Source organism: Burkholderia sp. AU16741 (assembly GCF_002223345.1).
Taxonomy (GTDB): domain Bacteria; phylum Pseudomonadota; class Gammaproteobacteria; order Burkholderiales; family Burkholderiaceae; genus Burkholderia; species Burkholderia sola.
The window spans coordinates 1,513,959-1,528,986 of record NZ_NKEZ01000003.1; the positions used below are offsets into that span (position 1 = coordinate 1,513,959).

General features: G+C 67.3%; 16 protein-coding genes. 3 read left to right on the forward strand and 13 right to left on the reverse strand.

Going from position 1 to position 15,028, the window contains the following annotated elements; translation table 11 throughout:
* Nucleotides 1-112: 112 nt before the first annotated feature.
* The 9 genes from CFB89_RS09465 to mltG all read right to left on the reverse strand — a co-directional run bounded on the left by CFB89_RS09465 (nucleotide 113) and on the right by mltG (nucleotide 8,761).
* Nucleotides 113-1,177, reverse strand: coding sequence for a glycosyltransferase family 4 protein (locus CFB89_RS09465; protein ID WP_089467624.1), 1,065 nt, complete (start codon nucleotides 1,175-1,177; stop codon nucleotides 113-115).
* A 288-nt stretch (nucleotides 1,178-1,465) separates the two neighbouring features.
* Entirely contained in the window at nucleotides 1,466-2,641 is a 1,176-nt protein-coding gene (locus CFB89_RS09470) for an AAA family ATPase (RefSeq protein WP_089467625.1), read from the reverse strand.
* A gap of 31 nt (nucleotides 2,642-2,672) precedes the next feature.
* A complete protein-coding gene (locus CFB89_RS09475; RefSeq protein ID WP_089467626.1) occupies nucleotides 2,673-3,845 on the reverse strand; it encodes a mechanosensitive ion channel family protein in 1,173 nt (390 codons plus the stop codon).
* 89 nt (nucleotides 3,846-3,934) lie between these two features.
* A complete protein-coding gene (locus tag CFB89_RS09480; RefSeq protein WP_006485939.1) occupies nucleotides 3,935-4,291 on the reverse strand; it encodes a Rap1a/Tai family immunity protein in 357 nt (118 codons plus the stop codon).
* Between the two features lie 121 nt (nucleotides 4,292-4,412).
* Entirely contained in the window at nucleotides 4,413-5,123 is a 711-nt protein-coding gene (locus CFB89_RS09485; protein ID WP_089467627.1) for an ankyrin repeat domain-containing protein, read from the reverse strand.
* 43 nt (nucleotides 5,124-5,166) lie between these two features.
* Nucleotides 5,167-5,946 carry a TatD family hydrolase gene (locus tag CFB89_RS09490; protein ID WP_089467628.1) on the reverse strand — a complete coding sequence of 260 codons (780 nt, stop codon included), beginning with the start codon at nucleotides 5,944-5,946 and terminating at the stop codon, nucleotides 5,167-5,169.
* Nucleotides 5,947-6,072: 126 nt separating this feature from the next.
* Nucleotides 6,073-7,101 (reverse strand): DNA polymerase III subunit delta', encoded by a 1,029-nt coding sequence (locus CFB89_RS09495; protein ID WP_089467629.1) that lies wholly within the window; start codon nucleotides 7,099-7,101, stop codon nucleotides 6,073-6,075.
* 19 nt (nucleotides 7,102-7,120) lie between these two features.
* Nucleotides 7,121-7,741, reverse strand: coding sequence for a dTMP kinase (gene tmk / locus CFB89_RS09500; RefSeq protein WP_089467630.1), 621 nt, complete (start codon nucleotides 7,739-7,741; stop codon nucleotides 7,121-7,123).
* On the reverse strand, nucleotides 7,742-8,761 hold the full coding sequence (mltG, locus tag CFB89_RS09505; RefSeq protein ID WP_089467631.1) for an endolytic transglycosylase MltG: 1,020 nt from the start codon (nucleotides 8,759-8,761) through the stop codon (nucleotides 7,742-7,744).
* A gap of 77 nt (nucleotides 8,762-8,838) precedes the next feature.
* On the opposite strand from mltG, the gene CFB89_RS09510 reads away from it, so the two are divergent.
* Together CFB89_RS09510 and CFB89_RS09515 are read left to right on the forward strand one after the other, a co-directional pair.
* On the forward strand, nucleotides 8,839-9,873 hold the full coding sequence (locus CFB89_RS09510) for a folate-binding protein YgfZ (RefSeq protein ID WP_089467632.1): 1,035 nt from the start codon (nucleotides 8,839-8,841) through the stop codon (nucleotides 9,871-9,873).
* Between the two features lie 76 nt (nucleotides 9,874-9,949).
* On the forward strand, nucleotides 9,950-10,795 hold the full coding sequence (locus tag CFB89_RS09515; RefSeq protein ID WP_089467633.1) for an NRDE family protein: 846 nt from the start codon (nucleotides 9,950-9,952) through the stop codon (nucleotides 10,793-10,795).
* A gap of 16 nt (nucleotides 10,796-10,811) precedes the next feature.
* Here CFB89_RS09515 and CFB89_RS09520 read toward each other — a convergent pair whose 3' ends face one another.
* From CFB89_RS09520 to CFB89_RS09535, 4 genes are all read right to left on the reverse strand, one after another.
* A complete protein-coding gene (locus CFB89_RS09520) occupies nucleotides 10,812-11,258 on the reverse strand; it encodes a GNAT family N-acetyltransferase (protein ID WP_089467634.1) in 447 nt (148 codons plus the stop codon).
* 41 nt (nucleotides 11,259-11,299) lie between these two features.
* Nucleotides 11,300-12,259 (reverse strand): alpha/beta hydrolase, encoded by a 960-nt coding sequence (locus CFB89_RS09525; protein WP_089467635.1) that lies wholly within the window; start codon nucleotides 12,257-12,259, stop codon nucleotides 11,300-11,302.
* A gap of 163 nt (nucleotides 12,260-12,422) precedes the next feature.
* Nucleotides 12,423-12,902, reverse strand: a complete 480-nt coding sequence (locus CFB89_RS09530; protein ID WP_089467636.1) for a PaaI family thioesterase — start codon at nucleotides 12,900-12,902, stop codon at nucleotides 12,423-12,425.
* Nucleotides 12,899-13,213 (reverse strand): Dabb family protein, encoded by a 315-nt coding sequence (locus CFB89_RS09535; protein ID WP_012328683.1) that lies wholly within the window; start codon nucleotides 13,211-13,213, stop codon nucleotides 12,899-12,901. The genes CFB89_RS09530 and CFB89_RS09535 overlap by 4 nt, the downstream gene beginning before the upstream one ends.
* Before the next feature lie 178 nt (nucleotides 13,214-13,391).
* On the opposite strand from CFB89_RS09535, the gene CFB89_RS09540 reads away from it, so the two are divergent.
* Complete coding sequence (locus CFB89_RS09540) at nucleotides 13,392-14,624, forward strand: integrase arm-type DNA-binding domain-containing protein (RefSeq protein WP_089467637.1); 1,233 nt, start codon at nucleotides 13,392-13,394, stop codon at nucleotides 14,622-14,624.
* Nucleotides 14,625-15,028: the final 404 nt, after the last annotated feature.

Here is a 15,028-nt window from a genome sequence, read left to right on the forward strand (position 1 = left end):
GTCGACGCACGCCCGCGCGCATGGCGCGCGGGGCATGCGCAAACGGCGATGTCCTTGCGGGCATCGCCGTTTTTTTATCCGCCTGCGCCGCGCGCCGGATCGGTCTGGTGGATCAGGTCGTCGAGTCGATCACCTTGAAGCGCGAGCGCTTCTGCGCGCGGATCACCGACTGGTACACGTCGACGTACTCTTGCGCCATCCGGCGCGACGTGAAGCGCTCCTCGAAGCGCTGCCGCACGCGCGCACGCGGCAGCAGGTGCAGCCGGTTCACGGCGGCCACCGCGCTGATTTCATCCTCGACGATGAAACCCGATACGCCCTCGTCCACCACTTCGGGCACCGCGCCGCGGTTGAATGCGATCACCGGCGTGCCGCACGACATCGCCTCGATCATCACCAGGCCGAACGGCTCCGGCCAGTCGATCGGAAACAGCAGCGCATGCGCGCCCGACAGGAATTCGGCCTTCTCGTGATCGGCGATCTCGCCGATGTATTCGACGTGCGGCAACGCGAAGAGCGGCTTGATCTCGCGGTCGAAGTATTCCTGGTCGGCCGTGTCGATCTTCGCGGCGATCCGGATCGGCAGCCCGCACTGGCGGGCAATGCGGATCGCGGTGTCGACGCGTTTTTCCGGCGAGATGCGGCCCAGGAACGCGAGATAGCGCGGCTCGACGGGCTGCGGCATGTACAGCGTATCGGGCAGCCCGTGATAGACGGTCGTCAGCCATTTCGCCTGCGGCAACGGCTGGCGCTGCGAATTCGAAATCGAGATCACCGGCGCCGTGTTGAACGTGTCGAACACCGGTTGCTGCTCGGGCAGGTCGAGCCGGCCGTGCAGCGTCGTCACGTAAGGCGTTTCCTGCCGGTTGAAGACCGAGAACGAGTAGTAGTCCATGTGGAAATGGAGTACGTCGAAATCCTTCGCGCGGCGCGCGACCGTCTCCATCAGCAGCATGTGCGGCGCGACGCGGTCGCGGATCGACGAATCGAGCCGCAGCGCGCGCGGCCACACGGGCTCGAGTTTCGCCCGCGTCGTCGAATCCCCGCTCGCGAACAGCGTCACATCGTGGCCGAGCTCGACGAGCGCCTCGGTGATGTAGGACACGACGCGCTCCGTGCCGCCGTACAGCTTCGGCGGCACGGATTCGGTCAGCGGGGCGATCTGGGCAATTCTCATGGTCGACGTCTCCTGTGTCCTGTCCGTTGCGGCACGGCCGGCGGAGCACTCGCTCATGCGATCCCGCCCTGCGTCCATTCAGCGCGGGCCGGCATGGCACCGGCCTGATATCTCATTATTATTGGCGATCCCGAGGAGCGGAACCGCAGGTCTTGCATTTTTTGGGGGTTGTTACAGACCGGATACATTCGGCCGCCCGGGCCCGGGACCTACCTCGCATCAGGCCCCGGCCGGGCCGATCCGGCGCCGCCGGCTGCCGATCTCGCCTCCAGGCACACGATCGGGCCGTCAACGCGACGGCCACTTCCATGCCGGCAGGTCGCGTGAATCGGCATCGACGAGCGTGGTCGCGCCGAGCCGCTTGTCGAGCACCAGCGATTCGCAGCCGGCCTCGCGCTCGAGCGTCGCGATGAGCCGCGCCGCGTGCGACACGACCAGCACCTGCGAGTGCCGGGCCGCCCGCGCGATCAGGCGGCCGAGCGCCGGCAGCAGATCGGGATGCAGGCTCGTCTCCGGCTCGTTCAGCACCATCAACGCGGGCGGCCGCGGCGTCAGCAGCGCGGCCGCGAGCAGCAGGTAGCGCAGCGTGCCGTCGGACAGCTCGGCCGCCGCCAGCGGCCGCAGCAGCCCCGGCTGGCGCATCAGCACGTCGAAGCGGCCGCGGCCGCCCGGATTGTCGATCTCGACCGACGCGCCGGGAAACGCGTCGTCGATCGCCGTGTCGAGCGCCGCCGCGTCGCCGATTTCGCGAATCGTCTGCAGCGCGGCGGCCAGATCGGCCCCGTCGTCCGCGAGCACCGGCGTATGGGTGCCGATGTGCGACTGGCGCGCCGGCGCCTGCGCATCGGTCCGGAAATGGTCGTAGAAGCGCCACGAGCGGATCCGTTCGCGCACTGCGATCATCTCGGGCGCGCCGGTCGGGTCGGCGAACTCGGTCATCATGCTGTCGAAGCTCGCGACCGGCTGCGGAATCGTCTGCCAGTCTCCCGATGCGGTGCGCGCCCGGATCTGCGCGCCCTGCCGGTCGACCAGCAGCGTGGACGGGCGCGGCACCGCGCCGCCCCAGATGCATTCGCGCTTGACCACCGGATCGAGCGCGAACTGCGAATGGCTCGGCACCGGCAGGCCCAGATCGATCGAATAGCCGAAATCGTCGCACGCGAAGCCGAGCCTCAAGCTCACCGGGCCATTGCGCACGGTGCCCGTCACCGACACCTCGCCGGCCAGCATCGCGCGCGAGAAGCGCTCGGGGCCGGCCCACAACGTCGACGGCAAGCCGCCTTCGCGCGCGAGCGACGGGATCACGCGGCCCTGCGCGGTATCGGCGAGCAGACGCAGCGCGCGGTACACGCTCGACTTGCCGCTACCGTTCGGCCCCGTGACGACGTTGAGCGCCGCGAGCGGCACGATCAGCTCGCGCAGCGAGCGGTAATTGGCGATGGCGAGCGTCTTCAGCGCGGTCATGGGAAATGGGCAATGAGCAGGCCGGGCGTATTCAGCGGCCGTCGACAGCCTGCGGATCGGCTGCGGTGTTGGCCGCCGTGCTGGCGGCGGGCGAGCGCACATGCGACCGTTCGGGATTCGGCGCGTCCGGCGCGGATTCGTGCGGGTACAGTTCCATCCGGCTGCGCGGCAGGCATTGCGGATAGCGGCTCTGCAGATAGGCGATCAGCCCTTCGCGCACGCGGCAGCGCAGATCCCAGCACGACGACGAATCGGCCGCGCTCACGAGCGCGCGCAACTGCATCGTGCGCTCCGTCGCGTCGGTCACCTGCAGCACCTGCACGCGGCCGTCCCACTCGGGCGCGGCCTGGACGAGCCGCGCGAGTTCCTCGCGCAGCGGCGCGAGCGGCGTGCGGTAGTCGACCGACAGATAGACGGTGCCGATGATTTCCGCGCTGCTGCGCGTCCAGTTCGTGAACGGGTTCTCGATGATCCACTGCAGCGGCACGACGAGGCGCCTTTGGTCCCACAGCCGCACCGACACGAACGAACCGGTGATTTCCTCGATGCGCCCCCACTCGCCCTGGATCACGACCACGTCGTCGAGCCGGATCGGCTGCGTGAGCGCGATCTGCAACCCGGCGATCAGGTTGCCGAGCACCGGCCGCGCGGCGATACCGGCGACCAGCCCGGCCACGCCGGCCGATGCCAGCAGGCTCGCGCCGATCTGGCGCACGTTCGGAAACGTCATCAGCGCGGCGCCCGTGCCGATGATCACGATCAGCACCATCACGGTCCGCACGAGCACCTTGGCCTGCGTATGAACGCGCCGCGCCTGGAGGTTGTCGGCCGTATCGATCGGATGGGCCTGGATGATCGCGTCGCCGACGCCGGCCGCGAGCCGCACCAGCAGCCACGTGAGCGACACGATCGAGCCGACCGCGGCAGCGGTGCGCATGCCGCGCACGAACGACATGCCGTCGTCCGCCTGGACCCACAGGAACTCGAGCGCCAGCAGCGCCAGCACGACGAGCGACGGTTTGTCGATGTAGCGCAGGATCGCGCTCATCAGCGGATACGGCTGCGCGATGCGCTTGACGATGCGTGCGCCGAGGCGGTGCACGACCGTGACGACCAGTATGACGATGACCGACACGCCCAGCGTGCCGAGCCACGAATGCAACGGCGCATCGGCGATGCGCTGCAGTTCCTCGATTGAAATCATCGGCGCCCTCGAGTGATGAAGCGCACAGGCTTCGTCCTGGATGCGTCGGCGACGTCCGGGCCACGCACGCGCCCGGACACGGCGTCAGATCAGTTGCCGCTCCTGCAGGGAAACGCCTTGCCGAGACCGAGCGACACCGCGGTGCTCGCGTTGTAGTCGGCCAGCTTCGGATTTTCCGCGATGTACTTGCGCACCGCGTCCGTCATCTGTTGCGCCCGGATGTCGGGCGGCAGGCAGAAGTACTGGCCGACGCGCGGCCCCGTGGTGCCGCCGATCGCATCGATCGTGTTGTAGACGCCGTCGGCGGCGCCTTCGATATAGGCCGCGCACGACGCCCGCGACTTGACGTCCGTCTTCGCGCACAGCCGGTCGAGATCCGCGCCCGTGAAAGCCGCCGCCGACAACGGCACGGCAAACGCCGCGGCACAAAACATTGCGCGCAACATGGTGTTCCTTCTTATGTCAATGCGGCCGGAGACCGCCTGCTGCCTTGGCCGGTGCGGCGCCGGACGCGCTGCTCCGGCCGGAAGCCGGCCGGGCGGACACGCGCCGCCGCACCAAAAACCGTTATTTTGCACTCTTTTGAGCATCTGCCGGCGTCGCCGCACCGATACGCGTCGTCCGCTTGCTCAGGATCTCGATCGCGTCCGGCGCGTTGTAGTGCTTCGCGAACTCGAGCGCGGTGATGCCGAGCTGGTTCTTCACCTGCGGATCGGCGCCCTGGTCGAGCAGCAGTGTGACCGTCGACGCATGGTTGCCGCGCGCGGCCATCATCAGCGGCGTCGTGCCGTTCGGCGACGCGGTGTCGATGTACGCGTCGTGGTCGAGCAGCACCTTGACGACCGCGTCCTGGCCGTTGGTCGCCGCGTAGTGCAGCGGCGCCCAGCCCTTCTTGCTCACTTCCGCGCCCTTGTCGATCAGCAGCTTGACGAGGTTGAGGTCGCCGTTCAGCGACGCGAGCATCAGCGCGTTCTCGCCGGCCTTGTCTTCCTTCTCGAGATCGACGTTCGGCGTCGTGGCGATCGCCGCCGCGACCTTGTCGGACTTCTCGCGCGCGGCGATCACGAGGATCGGGTCGCCGTTCGGCGCGACCGTGTTCGGATCGAGCTTGCCGCTCTTGAGCTGCTTGCCGATATCGGCGATGTCGTCGAACTTGACGGCCTTGACGACCGCGTCGAGCGACTCGGCATGCGCGCCGGCGGCGGCGAACAGGCCGCTCGCGACGAATGCGGCGGCAACGAGTACGCGTTTGGACAGATGGTTGGTCGGCTTCGTCATTGTTGTGGGCTCCTTCCCTGGGTTGTCGGCTGCGCGCACGTCGTTAGCGGGCGATCTTGAACAGCCGGAAAAAGTTCTGCGTCGTCGCATCGGCGAGCGCCTCGACGGCGACACCGCGCTCGGATGCGATAAAGCGTCCGACATGGCTGACGTACGCAGGTTCATTCGGCTTGCCGCGATACGGCACCGGCGCGAGGTACGGCGAGTCGGTCTCGATCAGCAACCGGTCGAGCGGCACGCGCCGCGCGACGTCCTGCACGTCGGTCGCGTTCTTGAACGTGACGATGCCCGACAGCGAGATATGGAAGTTCTGCGCGAGCGCCTGCTCCGCGACCGGCCACGGCTCGGTGAAGCAGTGCATCACGCCGCCCGGCACGTCCGCGCGCTCCTCGGCCATGATCCGCAGCGTGTCTTCCGACGACGAACGCGTGTGGACGATCAGCGGCTTCATCGTCGCGGTCGCCGCGCGGATGTGCGTGCGAAAGCGGTCGCGCTGCCATTCCATGTCGGCGATCGAGCGGCCTTCGAGACGGTAGTAGTCGAGGCCGGTTTCGCCGATCGCGACGACCTTCGGGTGCGCGGCCAGCTCGACCAGCTCCGCGAGCGTCGGCTCGCGCGCGTCCTCGTGATCGGGATGCACGCCGACCGACGCGTACACGTTGTCGTGCGCTTCGGCGATCGCGAGCACGTCGGGCAGCGTCTCGAAATCGACCGACACGCACAGCGCGTGCGTGACCTCGTGCTCGCGCATGTTCGCGAGAACGGCCGGCAGGCGGTCGGCCAGGCCCTTGAAATTGATGTGGCAGTGAGAGTCGACGAACATCGTGTTTCCTGAATACGTAAGACGGGCGCTCATGCGCCCGCCGGCATGCGGCACCGGGCGACGTGCGCGGCCCGGCCGCCGCGTGATCCGTTCATCGTTTCGCAACTCATCGGAAACAATACCGGATCAACCGAATATTTCCCGATATCCGAGAAACAATTCCTCGAATACGAGCCGCGCGTTGAGCGGATGGTTCTCGACCGTCCGCTGCCGCGTCACGGCCTTCATGAAGCGCGCGAATGCATTCGCGTCGACCGCTTCCGCGCAGCGCGCCAGGGCTGCCGCATGCGTGGGGAAGTAGCGCGGCGCGCCGGCCATCCGCTGCGCGAGCAGATCGTACAGCCAGCGCTGCAGCCAGCCGAGCACCAGCGGCACCGGCAGCTTCTGCAGCGCCTCGCCGCAGGCGAAAGGATCGCAGCCCGCGCCGGCGGCCAGCTGCCCCAGCGTGTAGTCGCGCAGCGGGCGGTTCTCGTCGCTCGCGAGCGCCAGCGCGGCGAGCGGCGCGCCGCCGGCCTCGGCGAGCAGCGCGCTGGCATGGTCCACGCCCTGCGCCGCGAGCCACGCAGAGGCAGCCTCCGGCGCCGGCACGGTCATCGGCCACTGCCGGCAGCGGCTGATGATGGTCGGCAGCAGGCGGTCGATGCGCGCCGACACGAGCAGGAACACGACGCCCGGCGGCGGCTCCTCCAGCGTCTTCAGCAGCGCGTTCGACGCGGCGACATTGAGCGCCTCGGCCGGATACAGCACGACGACGCGCGCGCCGCCGCGGTGTGAGCCGACCCCGCAGAAGTCGAGCAGCGCGCGCACCTGCTCGATCTTGATTTCCTTGCTCGGCGCACGCGTCTTCTTGCCGCCTTCGTCCGCGTCGGCCGGCTTCGCGTCGTCGGCGGCGCCCGGCGCCTCGCCCGCCAGCGCCTCGGGCAGCACGATCCGGTAGTCCGGATGGTTGCCCTGCGAGAACCAGTTGCACGCCGCGCAGGCGCCGCACGGCTCGCCGTTCGGCTGCGGCGATTCGCACAGGAAACCCTGCGCGAGATGCTGCGCGAACTGCAGCTTGCCGATCCCGGCCTGACCGTGCAGCAGCAGCGCATGCGGCCATTGCGCACGCAGTTGCTGCAGGCGGTTCCAGTCGTCGGTTTGCCACGGATAAATCATGGGGTGCGTTCCTTGCGGGTTACAGCGCGGCGAGCACGCGTTCGAGCTGCCGGCGGATCTCCGGAATCGGTTGCGTCGCGTCGACGATCGCGAAGCGGTGCGGCGCCTCTTCCGCCCGACGCAGGTATTCGGTGCGCGTGCGCGAGAAGAACGCGTCGGATTCGCTTTCGAACTTGTCGGGCATGCGCGCGGCGCCGCGACGCTCGCTCGCGACTTGCGGCGCGACGTCGAACAGCACCGTGAGGTCGGGCTGGAAACCGCCTTGCACCCAGCGCTCGAGCGTCTCGAGCTTGTCGCGCGGCAGCCCGCGGCCGCCGCCCTGGTATGCGAACGTCGCGTCGGTGAAGCGATCCGACACGACCCAGTCGCCGCGCGCGAGCGCCGGCTCGATCACGAGCGCGAGGTGCTCGCGACGCGCGGCGAACATCAGCAGCGCTTCCGTCTCGAGATTCATCGGCTGGTTCAGCAGGATGTCGCGCAGTTTCTCGCCGAGCTGCGTGCCGCCCGGCTCGCGCGTCAGGACGACCTGCCGGCCGGCCGCGGCCAGCCGGCCCCGGAGGCGTTCGCAGAACCATTGCAGGTGGGTGGTCTTCCCCGCCCCGTCGATACCTTCGAACGTGATGAATTTACCGCTCGCCATTTATTGACCTCGTATGTACTTGTCCACGGCCTTGTTGTGATCGCCGAGCGTGTCCGAGAACACGCTCGTGCCGTCGCCCTTCGCGACGAAATAGAGCGCGCTCGTCGGCGCCGGATTGATCGCCGCCTGCAGCGCGGCGACACCCGGCAACGCGATCGGCGTGGGCGGCAGCCCGCGTCGGGTGTAGGTATTGTAGGGAGTGTCGGTCTGCAGGTCGCGCTTGCGCAGCCGGCCGTCGTACGCGTCGCCGAGCCCGTAGATCACCGACGGATCGGTCTGCAGCGGCATGCCGATGCGCAGCCGGTTCGCGAACACGGCCGCGACGAACGCGCGGTCGGCCGCGTGTCCCGTTTCCTTCTCGACGATCGACGCAATCGTCAGCATTTCGTAAGGCGTCTTGTACGGCAGCCCCGGCGTGCGCGCGGCCCAGGCCTCGTCGATGCGCGTCTGCATCAGGCGGTACGCGCGCCGGTAGATGTTCAGGTCGCTCGTGCCCTTGTCGAACAGGTAGGTATCGGGGAAGAACAGCCCCTCGCCGCTGCCGCGCCGCACCGCGCTGTCCGATGCGTCGATCGCGCGCAGCAGCTCGGCGTCGCTCATGCCGGCCGTCGTGTGCACCAGATCGGGGTTCGCATCGAGCTCCGCGCGCATCCGCTTGAAGGTCCAACCCTCGATGACCGTCGCGACATACTCGTTCACGTCGCCGCGCGCGATCTTCTGCAGCACGTCGTAAGGCGTGATGCCGGTCTTGAATTCGTAGTTGCCCGATTTGAGGCGGCTCGACAGCCCGAGCACGCGCGTCATCGCGACGAACGCGAACGGCTCGACCGGCACGCCGCCGCGCTTGAGCTGCAGCGCGACGCTCTTCACGCTGCTGCGCGGCTTGATCGTGACGTCGATCGATGCCGCGCCCAGCAACAGCGGCCGGGTTGCCCAGTAATACCCGCCGCCCGCGCCGGCAGCGGCCACAACGACGGCCAGCGCCACCATCGTCGCGGCGCATTTCTTCAGTAGGGACATGGAAACGTGACTCAGGTAAGACCCATATAATACTTGCTCGCCTCCGTCAAAGTCAGGGTTGACTGTTCCCTCATTCCATGAGCACACCGTTCGCTTCACCGGCTGCCCAGGCCGCATCTGCCTCGCTCCCCGTTTTCCCCCGCCCGTCCGCCGCCGATTTCGATGCGCCGGGCGCCTGCATGCCGCTGCCGCAGTTCGGCGTGATCGACGTGGCCGGCGACGACGCCGCGACGTTCCTGCACAGCCAGCTCACCAACGACATCGAGCATCTCGATGCCGGTAGCGCTCGGCTGTCCGGGTACTGCTCGCCGAAAGGCCGCCTGCTCGCGTCGTTCCTCACGTGGCGCGCCGGCCACGACGTGCGCCTGCTCGTCTCGAAGGACGTGCAGCCGGCCGTGCAGAAGCGGCTGTCGATGTTCGTGCTGCGCGCGAAGGCGAAGCTGACCGACGCGAACGACGCGCTCGCGGTGGCCGGCTTCGCGGGCGACGTACGCGACGCGCTGTCGGGCATCTTCGATGCGCTGCCCGACGGCGTGCACGTGAAGGTCGACGGCCCGGCCGGCGCGCTGATCCGCGTGCCCGATGCGGCCGGCCGCAAGCGGTATCTGTGGATCGGCTCGCGCGCCGAGGTCGACGCGCGCCTCGCCGCGCTGGCCGGCACGCTGCCCGTCGTGTCGCCCGCCGTGTGGGACTGGCTCGACGTTCGCGCGGGCGAGCCGCGCATCACGCAGCCGGCCGTCGAACAGTTCGTGCCGCAAATGGTCAACTTCGACGTGATCGGTGCCGTTAACTTCAGAAAAGGGTGCTACCCGGGCCAGGAAGTGGTGGCGCGCAGCCAGTACCGCGGCACGATCAAGCGCCGCACCGCGCTCGCGCACGTCGCCGGCGAGACCGATACCGTGCATGCCGGCGTCGAGCTGTTCCACAGCGACGACCCGGGCCAGCCGTGCGGGATGATCGTCAACGCGGCGGCCGCGCCGGCGGGCGGCGTCGACGCGCTCGTCGAGATCAAGCTCGCCGCGCTCGACAGCGGCACGGTGCACCTCGGTTCGGCCGACGGCCCGGCGCTCTCGTTCGACGCGCTGCCGTACGCGTGGCCGACCGAAGCGTGATGCACTGACAACCCGTTCGCGCGCCGGCTCGCGAGTCGCAGCCGGCGCACGACGTTTCCTGCGAGAGATTCGCCCGATGTGTCTGATTGCCTTCGACTGGCAGCCCGATGCCGCCGCCGGTCCCGTCTTTACCCTCGCCGCCAATCGCGACGAGTTCTTTCGCCGGACCAGCGCGCCGCTCTCGTGGTGGGAGGACGTGCCGGGCGTACTGGCCGGCCGCGATCTCGAAGCGGGCGGCACGTGGCTCGGCGTCTCGCGCGACGGCCGCTTCGCCGCGCTGACCAACTACCGCGCGCCGTTCGACATCCGCGCGGGCGCGCCGACCCGCGGCAAGCTGGTCTCCGACTTTCTCGGCGGCACGTCCGTCGCGCCGCTCGACTATCTCGCGCAGCTTGCCGAGCATGCGGCCGTGTACAACGGCTTCAACCTGCTCGTCGGCGACTGGCGCCGGCGCGAGCTCGCGTGGTTCTGCAATCGCGCGCCCGAAGGCGAAAGCCGTGTCGCCGCGCCCGTCGCGATCGCGCCGGGCGTGCATGCGCTGTCGAATGCACGGCTCGATACGCCCTGGCCCAAAGTGGTGCGCAAGCGCGCGGAGCTCGGCACGCTGCTCACCGACAACCCGACCCCGTCGCTCGACGAGCTGATCGCGCTGATGCGCGACCCGCACGTCGCGGACGACGACGCGCTGCCGCACACGGGCATTCCGATCGAGCGCGAGCGCGCGCTGTCGGCCGCGTTCATCGAGACGCCCGAATACGGCACGCGCGGCACGACCGCGCTGCGCGTCACGATGAAGGAAGGCGTGCGGCTGACGGTCGAGGTCAAGGAGCGCAGCGACGACGACGGCTCGCACCGCACCGTCCGCCCCGGCGCATTCGAACGCGCGTTTACGTTCGATATCGACGCGGCGCGGCCGCGCTGAGCGCACACGCGGCGCGCTACGGCGCGCGCGCCATCTCGACGTGCGGCACGCCGGCTTCGACGAACGGTTCGCCGACCGCCGCGAAGCCGTGCCGCAGATAGAACGACACCGCCGAATCCTGCGCGTACAGCCGCACGACGGCTTCGCCGCGGCGCCGCGCGGCGTCCAGCAGCGCATTCAGCACGGCCGACCCGACGCCCTGCCCGCGCATGTCGGCCAGCACCGCGACGCGGCCGATCGTGCCGGTCGGCAGCAGCCGCCCTGTCGCGACCGCGCGGCGCAGCCCGGTCGCCGCGTCGGTCCGGTACGCGACCGCATGCAGCGACAGCGGATCGTCGTCGTCGAGCTCCCATTCCGGCGGAATCTGCTGCTCGCGCACGAACACCGCATCGCGGATGCGTGCGGCGTCGCCGCCCAGCACCGTCCAGTCGCCCGTTTCCACCCCACCCACGCCGTTCGTCATCGCAGCCCTCCCGCGGCGCGCGCGCCTTCCGGCGCTCGCCGTCAAACCTCGTCGAATGCAGCCTTCAGCACCGCGACCGCATCGGCATGCGCGGTCCGCACCTCCGGCACGTAGCCGCCCATCTTGAAGAATTCGTGGATCATCCCCGGATAGCAGACCAGCGTGACCGCGTTGCCGGCCGCGCGCAACTTGTCCGCGTAGGCGGCGCCCTCGTCGCTCAGCGGATCGTATTCGGCCGTCGCGATCCACGCCGGTGCGACGCCCGCGAACGACGGCGCATCGCGCGTGCCGTCGAGCGGCGCGAAACGCCAGTCGTCGCGATCCGCCCGATCGCGCACGTATTGCGTGAAAAACCACTGGATCGTCTCCTGCGTCAGCAGGTGGCCGCTGGCGAGCCGCGCGTGCGATTCGGTGTCCTGGTTCCGCGTCACACCCGGATAGATCAGCAGCTGCAGCGCAAGACGAATGCCCGCGTCGCGCGCGAGCACCGCGCAGACCGTCGCGAGCGTCCCGCCCGCGCTGTCGCCGCCAACCGCCAGCCGCGCGGCGTCGATGCCGAACGCGGCGGCCTCGCGATGCAGCCACTGCAGCGCGTCGTCCGCGTCGTTCACCGCGGTCGGAAATTTGTGTTCGGGCGCGAGCCGGTAGCCGACCGACAGCACCGCGCATTGCGCATCGTGCGCGAACATCCGACACAGCGCATCGTGCGTGTCGACGCTGCCGACCGTGAAGCCGCCGCCGTGGTAGTACACGAGCGCGGGCAGCGGCTCCGCCAGGCTCGGCGCGACCGGCAGATACAGCCGCGCGCCGATCGTGCGGCCGTCGCGCGTCGGCACCACGCACTCCTCCACCGAATGCATCGGGGCCGGCGCGACGTCGAGGATCGGCGCGCTTTTCTCGTACGCGGCGCGCGCCTGCTGCGGCGTCTGATGGTGATACGACGGGCGTTTCGCGCGCTCGATCATGTCGAGCACCTGGGCGATCTTCGGATTCAGCGGCATCGGTGTGGACGGCGCCGGCGTGGCGCCGTGAACGGACAAGCGTGACATGATGCCACGCGGAGGCCGGGCCGGCGTGCGCGCAGCGCCGTGTGCCGGCATTCCGCGCCGCCAAAACGAAACGGCCCTGCCGCATCGAAGAGACAGGGCCGTGCGGGGCGGATGCTTACGCGTCGCTCGGGCCGGGGTGGGCGTCCGGCGCCGTGCGCGAGCGTTGCCGCTTGATGTCGCGGCCGACCGCGAGCCGCCGCATGTATTTGAACGTACCGAGCGCCTTCGCGACGAAATTGCCGTCGCTGTCGCGCACTTCGCCTTCGCAGTAGGCCATCGTCGTCGAGCGGTGCATCACGCGCCCGTAAGCGCGCAGCTCGCCGCGGCCCGGCTGCATGAAGTTCACCTTCATCTCGACCGTGACGACGCCGATGCCATCGTCGGTCAGGCTGCGCGCCGCCATCGCGAGCGCGATATCGGCGAGCGTCATCGTCACGCCGCCGTGCGCGATGCTCCACGTGTTCATGTGGCGCTCCTCGAGCGACAGCACGATCTCGCTCGCACCATCCTTCGCGGACACAAGCTGCACGCCGAGCAGATCGACGAACGGGCTTTCGATCGACGGGCCTTCCGCCGGGGTTGCCGCGTCGCTCATCGTGCGACGTCGACGATGTAGTCGACACACTCGCGCGATTCGGCCACCGCGACGACGAATTTCTTCACTTCCTGGTGAACCGGATGCACCTGGTACGCGTCGAGCGCTGCCTTGTCGGTGAAATCGGAGACGAGCACGATGTCGGCGGTCGCGTCGAGGCCAGGGGTCGCCAGGCCGACGTCGATCTGTAACGTGCCCGGCACGAGGTCGCGGCAGCCTTCGAGCTTTTCCTTCAGCTTCAGCGCGTTCTGCGCGCGCGTGGCGCCTTCCGCCGATTCCTTCAACTTCCACATGACGATATGTCTAATCACTTCGTTCGCTCCTGTTCGTGTTGGTTCGCGAATTTTCCGAAAACCCTTGTCAGTCGGTCGCTTTGCGCCCTCCCACTGTTCGCTTACGTTCGTCGGAAATCGTGTCCACCCGAGAAAAAAGGGGGTATAAAAGGGGGTATCATTTCGATAATCCAGAGTCGATACCCCCTTTTTCACTATGCCACTTACCGACGTCAAAATCCGACAAGCGAAAGCAGGCAACAAGCCTACCAAACTTACCGACGGCAATGGACTGTATCTGTTGGTGAAGCCGTCCGGCTCCAAGCTCTGGCGATATAAGTACCGAATTGCTGGGAAGGAGAATCTCTTCGCGATCGGTGAATACCCAACGGTCAGCCTCCAGGCCGCTCGCGCAGCGCGTGACGATGCCCGCGAACTCGTAAAGAAGGGACTGCATCCGTCGCACGCGCGACAGGAAGTGCTGTCGGCGCGTATCAACGAAGGCAAAACAACATTTCGAGCCGTCAGCGACGAGTGGCTGGAGAAGAAGCGGAAGACATGGACCGAACGACATTTTGGCGAGATTCTGCGCATGCTAGAAACCGATGCGTACCCGTTCATCGGAAACCGCCCCATGCGCTCCATTACCGCCCACGATGTCCTTGCTTTGATGCGCCGAGTCGAAGAGCGGGGCTCGCCTTCCGTAGCAATTAAGCTCCGTCAGTACGTATCGAACGTGTTCCAATACGCGGTGATCACACTTCGGGCAGATACGGACCCCGCATCAGTGCTGCGTGGCTCGGTCCTGAAGCCACCGACTGAGAATGCCCGGCCGTTGAGCCGCGAAGAACTAAAGCGGCTCTTCCGACAGCTTCCGGCCTACAAGAGCAGACGAACCGCGATTGCGATTCGATTGCTGATGATGCTGTTTCCGCGAACAATCGAACTTTGCCGGGCTCGATGGGACGAAATCGACCTGGGAACCGCTGAATGGAAAGTACCCCCGGAAAAAATAAAATCACGGCGCCTCCACATCGTTCCCCTTCCCCAGCAAGCGCTTGGACTTCTGCGCGAGCTGCAGGAGATGTATGGAAATCGCGGGTATATCCTGCCTATTCTGCATAGCAATCGAGAACGTCCGCACATGAGTCGCGCAACGATCAATCGGGCTATCAACTACATGGTTCCGGATAATCCGGAACCGATAACGGGTCATGACTTTCGAGCAACTGCGTCGACCAACCTCCATGAAATGGGGTGGAAGGACGAAGTGGTCGAAATGCAGTTATCGCACAAAGACAAGGACAGGACTCGCTCGACATACAACCATGCCAAGTATTTGCCGGAGCGCCGGGAGATGATGCAAGCATGGGCTAACTGGCTGGACGACGTCGAGGAAGAGGCATGCCAAGACCGGGGCACCGCAAGCGCCCCCATCAGTAACCGATGATGCAGCAGCACCTGCATCTTTCCTGACAGGGCTTCCTGTGCAAACCTACGCCAAGACCTACGCTTGTGCATCTGAGGACAGGCCGCTATCGATCCGTTTGGGACACCCGCATAAGGTCGGTGACTACCTCCTTCCCCGCCGATATGAGACCAAGATAATTGAGGCGTCCGTCACTTGCGCCCCTAGCTCGAGCAGTTTCTGTCTGGCCGATTTGGCTGACAACCCCGGGCATCGAAGGTGCCGATTTAAGATCGGGGCTGCGCTTGCCGATATTGCAGAGATCACGCCGTCACCAGTGAAAAAACTATGACCGATACATACATTGCGAGATTGCGTGCCGCGTATGACTTCACCGAAGGTCTCGGCGCTTCATTCACGCGGCTTCCTGTAACTAAAACCGAGTT

What these genes read in the sequence shown, in the direction of transcription:
- CFB89_RS09465 (WP_089467624.1), bottom strand. Translation starts at nt 1,177, where the DNA reads ATGAGAATTGCCCAGATCGCCCCGCTGACCGAATCCGTGCCGCCGAAG.
- CFB89_RS09470 (WP_089467625.1), bottom strand. Translation starts at nt 2,641, where the DNA reads ATGACCGCGCTGAAGACGCTCGCCATCGCCAATTACCGCTCGCTGCGC.
- CFB89_RS09475 (WP_089467626.1), bottom strand. Translation starts at nt 3,845, where the DNA reads ATGATTTCAATCGAGGAACTGCAGCGCATCGCCGATGCGCCGTTGCAT.
- CFB89_RS09480 (WP_006485939.1), bottom strand. Translation starts at nt 4,291, where the DNA reads ATGTTGCGCGCAATGTTTTGTGCCGCGGCGTTTGCCGTGCCGTTGTCG.
- CFB89_RS09485 (WP_089467627.1), bottom strand. Translation starts at nt 5,123, where the DNA reads ATGACGAAGCCGACCAACCATCTGTCCAAACGCGTACTCGTTGCCGCC.
- CFB89_RS09490 (WP_089467628.1), bottom strand. Translation starts at nt 5,946, where the DNA reads ATGTTCGTCGACTCTCACTGCCACATCAATTTCAAGGGCCTGGCCGAC.
- CFB89_RS09495 (WP_089467629.1), bottom strand. Translation starts at nt 7,101, where the DNA reads ATGATTTATCCGTGGCAAACCGACGACTGGAACCGCCTGCAGCAACTG.
- tmk (WP_089467630.1), bottom strand. Translation starts at nt 7,741, where the DNA reads ATGGCGAGCGGTAAATTCATCACGTTCGAAGGTATCGACGGGGCGGGG.
- mltG (WP_089467631.1), bottom strand. Translation starts at nt 8,761, where the DNA reads ATGTCCCTACTGAAGAAATGCGCCGCGACGATGGTGGCGCTGGCCGTC.
- CFB89_RS09510 (WP_089467632.1), top strand. Translation starts at nt 8,839, where the DNA reads ATGAGCACACCGTTCGCTTCACCGGCTGCCCAGGCCGCATCTGCCTCG.
- CFB89_RS09515 (WP_089467633.1), top strand. Translation starts at nt 9,950, where the DNA reads ATGTGTCTGATTGCCTTCGACTGGCAGCCCGATGCCGCCGCCGGTCCC.
- CFB89_RS09520 (WP_089467634.1), bottom strand. Translation starts at nt 11,258, where the DNA reads ATGACGAACGGCGTGGGTGGGGTGGAAACGGGCGACTGGACGGTGCTG.
- CFB89_RS09525 (WP_089467635.1), bottom strand. Translation starts at nt 12,259, where the DNA reads ATGCCGCTGAATCCGAAGATCGCCCAGGTGCTCGACATGATCGAGCGC.
- CFB89_RS09530 (WP_089467636.1), bottom strand. Translation starts at nt 12,902, where the DNA reads ATGAGCGACGCGGCAACCCCGGCGGAAGGCCCGTCGATCGAAAGCCCG.
- CFB89_RS09540 (WP_089467637.1), top strand. Translation starts at nt 13,392, where the DNA reads ATGCCACTTACCGACGTCAAAATCCGACAAGCGAAAGCAGGCAACAAG.